Source organism: Vibrio sp. 2130-1 (genome assembly GCF_033339515.1).
In genome coordinates this window covers 379,623-391,064 of record NZ_JAWOUT010000005.1, presented here as the reverse complement: position 1 = coordinate 391,064, position 11,442 = coordinate 379,623, and the positions used below count along the sequence as shown (strand labels likewise).

Genomic DNA, 11,442 nt, shown 5'->3' with positions numbered 1-11,442 from the left:
GTGGTCTTGCCATTGATGATTTCCGTGAGGGTATAGTCACGGAAATGAGAGGGACAACCAGTGGTGTAGAGCAAGGTCTGGCAGTGACGATTCGGGTAAGTGACGGAGACAGCACGCTGAATTTTACTGGCCTTGTTGATGCATCAGGTTCGTGGACAGTAACCGCAATTGACGTAAACACTCTCAATCTAAACAACACGTGGACCATTGAAGCAGAAGTGTTGGATGCCGCCGGCAACCATGCGGTCGATACCATGCCGACAATAGTGCTACCCGGTTCAACGGTATTTTCTGAAAACATCGTTGGATTTTTTGGTGAGCAAAGCAGCTCGGCAGCCATCAACATAGAAAATGGTGTGCCAGCACTGCATGCAGAGCAGCCAAGTTTGAGCGCGCTTACATCGGTCGGTCAATCTATTAATGTTGTTGTTGCAGAAGATGGGTTGAGCTTACAAGGAACATCGACCGACGACCGATTAGTTTTCTCAGCAGAAGTCAATGATGATGGTACGGTTCAAATTACTTTTTATGAAGCGATTGATCATGATGTAGGTCAAGATGAGCTGGTGACTAACGTATTGGTTGAAAGCACTCAAAGTGATGCTGACGGCACACAAGAGACGGTTGTGGCACCGTTAACGATTACTATTTATGACTCTGATCCGGTGATTAGAGATGACACATACTCAGTCGTAGAAGATCAAACAATTACGGGCAATCTACTTGAAAATGATATTGATCTTGATGGAACACTTTATGTGAAATTTGTAGAGGCTGGCGGGGAGCAGAAGTCAATTCTAGAGGGGGGATCCGTAAGTTTTAGTTTAGAAAAAGGCGAATTAACCGTATTCTCTGATGGCTCTTGGCAGTTTGATGCAGGTCGAAACCTAGATCATTCGGTCGAGCAAAGTGTTTCTTTCAGCTATTTAGCTGCAGATGACTCCCAAGACTATGGCTTGGCTAACGCGACCATTGACATTACTGATGGACAAGCAGGTTACGTAGGCAATGCGACTATAGACGTAACAGAAGTCCCTTTGGATGGCCCGATATTGAACTTTGAAGGAACTGTCAATATTGTCGCGGGATCTGACAACCCTGATCCGAGTAGTTTGTATTTCGGTGGGGCATCCATTACTAAGTTAGAAGCATTAGGGCTTACAAGCTCAGTCTCTGATAATGAGCTTAGCTACACGTTAAGTTCCAGTGGAAAGCAAATTACAGCATTTGCCAATGGTGTCACTGTATTTACGTTAACGTTGAGTGGCGTTGAGTCGGGTAACGATGTATTAGCTTCAATTTCGCTTACTGTTGAGCACCCTATCGATCAATTCAATAGCAGTGATACGGTCACTTTCCCGTTGACCATTGGTGGCGTAGATTTAGATGCCACACCGCTTGTAGAGAATGAAATTGACTATGTTCTAAAGGATGGCGCAGACCCAACTTTAAATAATTTGAATGGGGTAGAAGTAAAAGAATCTGATCTCGCAAATGGAAGTGTGTTGAGCTCAGGGAATTTTCAAGTTGAGGTTGGCAGTGATTACCTCGAATCTTTGTCGTTCATCGTCTCTGAACAACCCTTGTTGACGAGTGGTGAACAAGTTGTGCTTTATCAAGTCTCTGCGGATGGCAAAACACTTGATGGTTATATTCTTGACGAAGATGGGCAAACTCAGATTCCCATCTTTCAAGCTACCCTCAATGCTTCATTACCTATTGATGCAAATAGCGACATTACCTACTCCTTTGAGCTTTTTCAGGCTCTCGACCAACAAGAAAATACTGATCCAAACGTACCTCTCGTTGTTACTGCAATGGACTCAGACCAAGATAACACGTCGGTCGTTTTAGACATTAATGTGATAGATAACGACAATGGACAAGCGCTAATCAATAGCGGCAATGTCGAGTTAACCGAAACACCTGTCGATACAAACATTGCTCCTGATGGGGTTTCAGCCATAGCGAATACGGATGTGATAGTTACGTCATCATTCGATCCGATTGTGTATCTGGGTGTTGACATAAATGATGGAGATACTGTCAAAACTACGCTTGGTGATGCTGTTACTTATAACGGAGAGGCTGTCACTTGGTACGATAACAATGATGGAAGCTTTGACGCAATTTCAGACACTGGAGACGTTGTATTTAGGGTCACGTTACCTAGTGACTTCTCTTTGCCATCAAATGATACGTCTACCGTTAATGTAACTGTAGAGCTTTATCACTCGCTTGACCATGTTTTAGGTGATGGGACGCAATTGTCGATCTCTATGCCCATCGTGGCGAGAGATTCTGATGGAAGCGAGATCTCTACGGAGTCCAACATACTGGTCTATGATGGCTTGTTTCCGGAACTAGTAATTACAGAGGGAATCACAGTCAATGAAAGCGGGTTGAATGATGATTCGCTTGATTCTGGCATCGAGGGCTCGTCACCATCCATTACGCTATTACAAGGTTCAGACTCTATCGCCAGTGTGAGCGTGAATATCGATATGTTCAATGCGCTCGGCTATAAAACAAGTAGTGGTAGCCTGGTTTCGCTTGATTCACCGGACTCGAATGGTTGGTTATATGCAAGAGATGAAAGCGAGCAAGACGTCTTTAGAATTAGATTTAATACCGATGGGACTGTCGAGTTTGATCTATACCGTGCACTTGAACACGATGAACCTGACGGTGTTCCAGCGGACGAGAACACATTAGAACTCAGTTTTTCAATTTATGCTGTTGATAAGGATGGCGACCAGTCTGAAGCTGAGACATATACCGTTAGTGTAGTGGATGATATCCCTGAAGACACAAGCTCACCAATAGAAATTGAACTTACCGAGGGGGATGAGTTTTCGGGAAACTGGTTTAGCAATAATGCCGACTTAATCAGTTCAGATGGCACGTTGATTTCAAGTTTGACCTATGCAGGTGAAACATACGATACGGCGAGTTCGGTATTTAGCAATGATGCTTGGACCATCGATTTAATCAATAGTAGTGATGGTAACTTAAAATATGGAACGCTGACTATTGCTCAAGATGGGACATTTACGCTAACTACCGAGCTTATTGTTAATACGCCTGTAGGTGGTTTGCTTGATGATCTAACGATAACTGTGACGGATGCAGACGGTGACCAAGCAAGCAGTGAAGCTCAATTAATTCTTGATGATGCTAGGGGCTTTATTCGAACCGTTAATGTAGATACGTTAGAAGATAATGGCGCGAATAATAGTGGAGACCCTACGCCAGTCGCGTTACCGATTAGAGTTTCTCCTGGGGATACGGAGAATAATGAGCGTGTTGAAGCGATAAGGATCTCTGTTGAATCTCTACAAGGAGGGGCTCTGTTTTTAGACGGAGCGCGCCTTGAAGATGATGATAATGACGGATTTATTAGTCTTTCTGGTACAGAGCTAATGGGGGTGGGTATATTCACCGTTCCAAATGGTGATCTCACTTATCAACCAGCACTAAACCTGTCGGGCAACACTATCAAAGTTTCGTTAGCAGTGTCTGCATTAATCGTATCTGATGTCGAACCAGATGGTTTTGTATTACAAGGCAATAACACGTTAAATGTTAACGTTTTACCGGTTGCAGATTTGCCAGAGTGGTCTAATGATTCGGACTTTTCTTATCAAAGTGTTGAAGATTCCGCTGAATCACTTTCGCTCAATATTGTCGCTGAAAAGTTTGACCAAGACGGTTCTGAAACGCTCCACTACCAAATTTCGAATATTCCAGATGGACTTATATTAACACTTAACGGAAGTGCTATTGAGGAAGGGAAAGCGTATAGCCAATCCGAGTTAGATCAAATTGAAATCACATCTAACGAAAACTTAGCCGGAAGATTTACTTTTGATGTAACGGCAGTAACGACTGAATCGGGTAGTGTGTTTGCCGATGAGCAAGATAAAACAGCGGAGATCACTGAGCAAGTTGTTATCGATATATCTCCAGATGCCGATGTGCCTACGCTGACCGTTAAAAACATTCAGGGGCTTGAAGACCAAGCGATTGACTTAAAAGATTACATCCTAGGGCGGCTCACTGACACAGATGGCTCGGAGTCTCTGTCTTATCGCATAGAAGTTCAAGATGGTTGGACATTGCCTGTCGGAGCTGGGATTACGCTTATCGGTATTAATACCTACCTAGTGACCTCCAATGCTCTAGCCAATTCGGAAGCGTTACTTCAACCAAAATCGGATATCAGCTCATTTACTGAATCTCTATCCCTTCAAGTAACCGCCATTTCAACAGAGTCGACTATTGATGGCTTAGCACCTATTAATGAAACCGCCGAGAGCCAATTTGCAACCATTGATATTAAGCTAAAAGGCGTGGTCGATGAACCAATTGTCCTAGATGGTGGACAGGGGAATTGGCAATATGATCAAGCGACTAAAGTAATTAGTAATCTCTCTACGTTAGACGAAGATAACCTGATACAACTGGATTTTATCATCCAGACATCAGATGACGATCTATCAGAAGAAATTAATATCTTGCTTCAGAACATCCCTTTGGGAACACAACTGACAGATGTAAATGGTGACCCTATTGTTCTTCCAATTGCTTACGTGGACCCAATAACGGGGCCAGTTTATCAGGTCTCAAACGCTGTTCTTGAAAACACTTACCTCAAAACAGAGCAAGATTTTAGTGGAACACTGAGCATGGATGTTATCGTCGTTTCAACAGAGCCGGATGGTGATTCTGCTGAAACCCCTCTTAAAGTGGAAATGGAAATCTTACCTATTGTTGATCAAACTGACGGCCAAGAATTACAAAGCAATGGTATTGAGGACAATTTCATCACACTAAATCTTGAGCCTGTCGTTAATCAAGATATAGATTCTAGTGAGTCCTTGACAGGATACACCATTGTATCCATTCCAGATGGCTTAACACTTTACTTTGATGGTAATGCAGTAGAGGAAAGTAATTTACCGTTAGAACTCAATGAACTACTCGATGGTAGCTCGGCAACATTATCTGAGTTGTTAAACAGTGGACGAATCACTGTAAAAGCTAATGAAGACCTAAGTGGGACATTTAGCCTGGAAGTTCAGTACGAAGTGACAGACACGTCTCCTACGATGGAGACTGATGTAAAGGCAATCAATGGCTCTTTGAGCGTCGTGGTTTCTGGAAAAGTGGATATTGGTAATGAAGATATTGACAAAACACGTTTAGAAGGCGCGACTGAAGTATTCACAAGTACGGATGGGTCTGCTGTTGACGTGAGTGGAGGCATTACATTTACAGAAGCGGATATTGATGGTTCAGAGTATCTCGATTACATCGTTTTACAGATACCGCAGGGTCAAGACCTCATTGTTACTCATCCGAACGGTGCTTCTCAAGATGCCGATGGGAACTGGCTGATTCCAATGGAAGGAATCACAAGTGATAGCGTGTTGGAAACCGCTCAAGATTTGCTTGCTGGCGCATCGATTTATAGCCCATCTAATACAGAGATACTTGATGTGAATGTGTTAGCGTATGTTCGAGATGGAACGGATGCTCAATACATCACAGGTCAGTTCCAAATTCAAATTACTGGCCATGAAGGAGATGGAGACCAGTGTGCTGATCCTGGTGAACCAGGAAGCGTTCAAAGTGGGGATATTGTAGGTAAAGAAGGTGAAGATGTCTCAATTGGGGCGTTTTTAAACCCTGATGTAGCGAGTAGTGATGGTAACTTAGTTTCCTTCTTTGTCGCCGCAGATTCTTTACCTGAAGGAGTCGAGCTTACTGGCGAAGGTGTGATACCTGCTTATGATAATGCGGGCAATCTGTTAGGTTATTCAATTTCTAGCGCTGGATTGTCTTCCTTGACGCTTACTGGCGTGGATGAGGACTTTGCTGGTTGCATTACTTTCAATTTAGAAGTGACAGAAACGGCCCCATGCGATGGTGACTCGAAAACAACCTCTCAGACCATTACGGTACAAATCTCTCCTGTTGTCGATGATATCGCGATAGCACCAAGCGAAGTTACGGTTCAAGAAGATACTATAACCAACCTGAATCTTGCTCTTGTATTGGGCGATAGCGAAGGGCCAATGCAGTCCATTACTGGAGAAGGTGACGCAGCGACTGGCCTTGAAAGTGTCAATTGGGTTTCTTTATCGGTGTCTGACGAGAATGCGCGGTTTACTGCCGTGGACCCGAGCCTACTCATTGACAATGGTGATGGAACATGGGTAGTGACAGATGTTACGCGTCTAAACAAAATTCAGTTAATCCCACCTGAAAACTACAGTGGAGAGCTTGTTATTTCCGTTGACGCAAACATTACTGATGAAGTCACGGGAAGTTGTTTAAGTACTGACAGTGCGAAAGATACTCAAACTAAATCAACAGAAGTTACCGTTACCATTGCCCCAGTGGTTGATAAAGCGGTTCTGGAAACAGAAGACGTAGTTGGTAATGAAGATAATTATATTTATTTAGGAAACTTATCTGCATCATTAATCGATCAAGATGGTTCTGAGTCGATGTCTTTGGTCATGACAGGAGTGCCAGACGGAGCCGTGTTGGTTTGGGACAATAACGGGACGTTCGAATTACTCCCTGATAACGGTTCAACGGATGGTGAGAGCAAAGAGTGGCAGCTAACTCAAGCACAACTTGATAAGGTTTACTTTCTACCGCCACTAGATTTTAGTGGGGATATTTCATTAACACTGCAAGCTATTACCCAAGAGTCTGGATCAAACGACTATAACTATACCACTTCTCAGTTCAACGTCGGCGTAAAACCGATTGGCGACGATGTATCGTTGAATACAACCTCTAACACGTTCACTGGAGATGAAGGTGATTCCATTTCGATTGACTTTTTAGCGAGCGGTTTTGAAACAAATAGCAACGAATATATAGAAGTGTCGATGTTGATCAAAGCAAGCTCTGAACCCTCTGCATTGGAAGGCTTAGGTAGGATTCGTATTGGAACTCAATTCTCATCCTTTACCTTCGATGACGCGGGCAATGCCGTGGCGACGGTATTAGTGCGAGCAAATGAAGTGTCAGGTTTGGAGTTCGTTCCGAAGGATGCATTTGGAACGATGGATGTTGCTCTCAATGTTAGAACGTTTGATCAAGCGATAGTGTCAGGGAAACTCGAAACCGATTTTGGAGATGTGCAAAGCACCGATCTAACTATTGTTGTTACCCCTGAAGCTGATGAGCCAACACTAACGGCCGATTATCAATCTATTGTGTCTGAAGCGTCTGGGAGTATTCCTTTAGGGTTGAGCATGAATTTAGTCAACCCTGCACCCGAAGAGTTTGGAAGTGTGGAGATTCGCGGATTACCAACAGATCTAGAGTTGAGTCATGGTGAAAGATTGAACGGCTTTTATACTGTTGATCAAGAGGATGTCGCTGATCTTTCCATCGTTGGCGGGTTTAGCGGTGCAAGTGATTTTGCGTTGTCGATAAAACCGATTGCAACACTGGGTGCTACAGTCGCAGAAGGTGCTGCTCAGACAGTCAATGTTGCCTTAGTGGAAGAGGGTGACCAAACATTACTTGCGACAGATGCTAATGATTTGCTTATTGGAGGAAGTGGCAGCGATGTATTCCAGTTTGACAGTTCAGGGCTCGGTAACGAGTTAAAGCCCTCGTACGATGTGATCAACGATTTCCAAATATCCGTTATTGGTGATGATAATGACACAATTGACATCGCCTCGATAATCACCGCTACCTCGATAACAGAAGTCGATAATAAGCTCGATTTAACAGAGAATGATGATGGCGTAACGCTTCACATAAAACCAGAAGAGACGGGGACAAAACAACAGATTCTTATGCAGGGCGTCACTCTCGATCAGCTTTACAAAGGTGACTCGACTGGCGTAGCCGAAGAAAATGTCTTACAGAAGATGATTGATGACAACAACTTGCTAGTAGGTGGTATGTCATGAAGCATCACTCATCCTCATCAAGTGAGCTGACTAACGATCCTTGGGGGCAATCGTTAACTTGGTTGATGCGTTATTTTGAGGTTAGACACCATACAAAAAAGGTGCTTTCTGGATTACCTCTTGTTGAGGGTAGATTGGATAGTGACTTATTCATCAGAGCCGCTGAGCGAGCCGATCTTGAACTCACATTAATCGATTTAAAATCCACCGCAATGTTGAGCTTTCCATTGGTGGTAATCAATAGGAAGACGTTACAACCCGCTATTATATCTGAGCGACATAACAGCGATTATCAAGTCACGTTATTTAGTGAAGATCAAGGTGAAACGCAATACGTCACGAGCGAGGAACTGCATAATCAATTCCAGCCTCAAGCATGGCAAGTTTCTATGCGTCCAGAGCTGGACAAACGGATAAGTTCTATTCAAGCGGATTATAATGAACATTGGCTTTTCGCCGTAGTGAAAGAAATGTCTCCGTGGTATCGAGATCTTTTGATTGCCTCTTTCCTTATCAATACGCTAGCGCTAGTTATTCCGCTTTTCACTATGAACGTTTACGATCGTGTAGTGCCTAATCAAGCTTTCAGTACATTATGGGTTTTGGTCGCTGGTGTCTCCGTCATCATTATTTTTGATTGGCTATTGCGTAAAGCAAGGGGAGTTGTCACTGATACCGCGGGTAAGTACATCGATAACAAGCTTTCTTCGATACTTTTTTCTAAAGTTATGGGGATGAAACTTGAACACCGTCCTGCATCAGTCGGTGCATTCGCTCGACAACTACAAGATTTTGATAGTGTTCGCGATTTTTTTACTTCTGCATCTCTTGTGACCTTAGTTGATCTCCCATTTACGTTGTTATTTTTAGTCTTAATAGGTTGGCTAGGTGGGGCAATGATGTTCATACCTATTGCCGTCATGTTTACCCTGCTGATCCTTGGCTTTGCGGTAAAAGCAAAAATAGAACAATCACATACGGAAAGTGCTGCACTATCCATGAAGCGACAAGCTCACTTGTTTGATTCATTGTCCTCTTTAAAAGAGATTAAGCAAAATAACGCTACGGGAGAAGCACAAAAGCGTTGGGAGCAAACGGTATCCATGCTTTCTGATTGGCAAAATCAATCGCGAAACTATTCGAATATCGTTGCTTACTCCATTCAATCTAGCCAGCAGATAATTACCGTAATGTTACTTGTAATAGGCGTGTACAGAATTTCTGAGGGATTGCTCAGCATGGGGGGGCTCATTGCTATTGTCATGCTTAGCGGTCGTGCTGCAGGGGCGATTAACCAGTTAGCTATGCTGTTACTTCGCTATCAACAGACAAAAACAGCGGTTGAAGGCTTAAATTCTATCATGTCTTTACCTCAGGAGGCGCAACGCAGTCAGGTCATCACGTCTGCCGAATTTACAGGGAATATACGTTTAGAAAACGTGAGCTTCCAATACCCAGATGTTGATATGCCATGTTTGAGAGATATTAATCTTACTATCAAGCAAGGCGAACGCGTTGGCGTTATTGGTAGTGCAGGAGCAGGAAAGTCTACACTCCTTTCTATTATTACCAATCAACTCAGTGCCTTACAGGGTAGCGTTTATTTTGATGACATTGACAGTCAGCTTTGGCCCGCCGAATTGATAAGAGAGAAAACGGGTTGGGTTGGCCAAGATTCGCATCTTATATACGGCAGCATTATGGAAAACATAGTATTAGGACATCATGTTATTGATCAAGAACGTTTACGCCGTGCGATAGAATTATCGGGTTTGAACCAGTACATGAGTCGCCTTCCTCATGGTCTAGAAACGCAAGTCGGAGAAGGAGGGCGTTATTTGTCGGGGGGGCAAAGGCAAGCTGTAGCGATTTCAAGAGCTTTTTATCGAAACCCAGCAGCATTAATTTTAGACGAGCCAACCAGTTCCTTAGACCAGCCTGCTGAGAATGCATTGTTTAATGCTCTCAAATCGTTGCCGCACTCGACGACGATGATTATTAGCTCTCATAAACATTCCTTATTATCGCTTTGTGATCGAATTGTTGTGCTTGATAAAGGCACAATTTTGAGGGAAGGAGCGCCCCAAGAAATTTTTGCTAAACAACAGTCTAACGCGAAGACGAACAGAGTACGCGCAGTATCAATTGTACGCGAAGGAGGTCAATGATGAGCACAGTTCGTTGGAGTAATGCTCATTTAGCAAACCGTTCGAGAACGTTGATTTGGTTGTCTGCCGCGTTAGTGCTGAGTGTGATTATTTGGGCCTCGTGGGCGAGGTTAGACGAAGTGGTTGTCGGCGAAGGAAAAGTTGTTCCTACTTTGTCTGTTCAGACGATTCAGAGCTTAGAGGGAGGCATTCTAAAGGAGTTACTTGTCATGCCTGGTGAAAGCGTCACTAAGGGGCAAACCATCGCCATTCTGGATGATACAAGGTTTAAGTCGACCTATTCGGAGACCTCTGAACAACTTGAATCTTTGCTCGCCAGAAAGCAGAGGCTTCAAATTGAATTAGAAACGGTAAAAGTGAATAGCCTCCAACTGGATTGGAAACAACAAGTGAGTATCGAGCCTCAGCCATTTGATATTTCGATGACCGGCCACTCTGCCTATCTGAATGCCAAAGCAAACTATCTTGAGCGGTTGAGCCAACTGGAGTCTGAGCTGGAAGAGGCTAAATTGCGAATTGAGCAACAATCGCAAGCTTATCTAGATACCTTGAATACCATTCAAACACTAAAAAGCAGTCTGGTTATTGTCTCGAAAGAGCGAGATATGTTGAGAGAGGTGGTTTCTAGTGGCGCGGTGGCTGAAGTGGAATTATTAAAACTGAATAGAGACGTTATAAAGCTCAAAGGAGACATCGCGAGTTCACAAGCTGCTGCCCAAAAGCAAAGGGCTGTGTATTCTGAATCCATCGCAGATTATCGTGGTACTGCGCTTGCTTTTAGGGCAGAGGCACAAGGGCAGCTCAATGAAGTTGTGACGCAACTAGCGCAGCTCAATGAAAGTCGTCAGGCGATTGCGGATCAGTTGAATCGAACGCAGTTACTTTCTCCGGTCGATGGAACCATCAAAGATGTTTTTGTCAGAACCATCGGAGGTGTGGTTAAGCCGGGTGAGCCTATTTTAGAAATAGTCCCTCGTAATAGCACGTTAATCGTTGAAGCGAGAATTTCTCCTCAGAATATCGCCTTCATAAGGCCTGGCCTGCCGGCAACGGTAAAGTTGTCTGCCTATGACTTTGTCATTTACGGAGGCCTAGAAGGAGAAGTGACCTACGTAAGCGCCGATGCACTTCAAAATGAAGAGGGCAATGCCTACTACCGTGCCAACGTTACTTTCAAGGTTGATGATAAGTTTACGATCATCCCGGGAATGCAGGTTGTGGTAGACATTCTTACAGGAGAAAAAACAGTACTGAATTATTGGTTAAAACCTATATTACGTGCGAAAGAGAATTCGCTCAGAGAAAGATAGACATAAGGATATAAG

At 43.7% G+C, this 11,442-nt stretch carries 3 protein-coding genes; all 3 read left to right on the top strand.

Annotated elements, in window-relative coordinates; all coding sequences use genetic code 11:
* Nucleotides 1–44: 44 nt before the first annotated feature.
* From R7Q09_RS10280 to R7Q09_RS10270, 3 genes are read left to right on the top strand one after another with little or no spacing between them, the layout of a single operon-like run.
* A complete protein-coding gene (locus R7Q09_RS10280; protein ID WP_318070718.1) occupies nt 45–7,949 on the top strand; it encodes an Ig-like domain-containing protein in 7,905 nt (2,634 codons plus the stop codon).
* Nucleotides 7,946–10,117: a type I secretion system permease/ATPase gene (locus R7Q09_RS10275; RefSeq protein ID WP_318070719.1), complete on the top strand. Its 2,172-nt coding sequence runs from the start codon at nt 7,946–7,948 to the stop codon at nt 10,115–10,117. Before R7Q09_RS10280 ends, R7Q09_RS10275 begins: the two co-directional genes overlap by 4 nt.
* Nucleotides 10,114–11,427 (top strand): HlyD family type I secretion periplasmic adaptor subunit, encoded by a 1,314-nt coding sequence (locus R7Q09_RS10270; protein ID WP_318070720.1) that lies wholly within the window; start codon nt 10,114–10,116, stop codon nt 11,425–11,427. Before R7Q09_RS10275 ends, R7Q09_RS10270 begins: the two co-directional genes overlap by 4 nt.
* Nucleotides 11,428–11,442 lie beyond the last annotated feature (15 nt).

Excerpts from the sequence above, each read along its gene's own strand:
- R7Q09_RS10275 (WP_318070719.1), top strand. The coding sequence starts at position 7,946 with ATGAAGCATCACTCATCCTCATCAAGTGAGCTGACTAACGATCCTTGG.
- R7Q09_RS10270 (WP_318070720.1), top strand. The coding sequence starts at position 10,114 with ATGATGAGCACAGTTCGTTGGAGTAATGCTCATTTAGCAAACCGTTCG.
- R7Q09_RS10280 (WP_318070718.1), top strand. The coding sequence starts at position 45 with ATGAGAGGGACAACCAGTGGTGTAGAGCAAGGTCTGGCAGTGACGATT.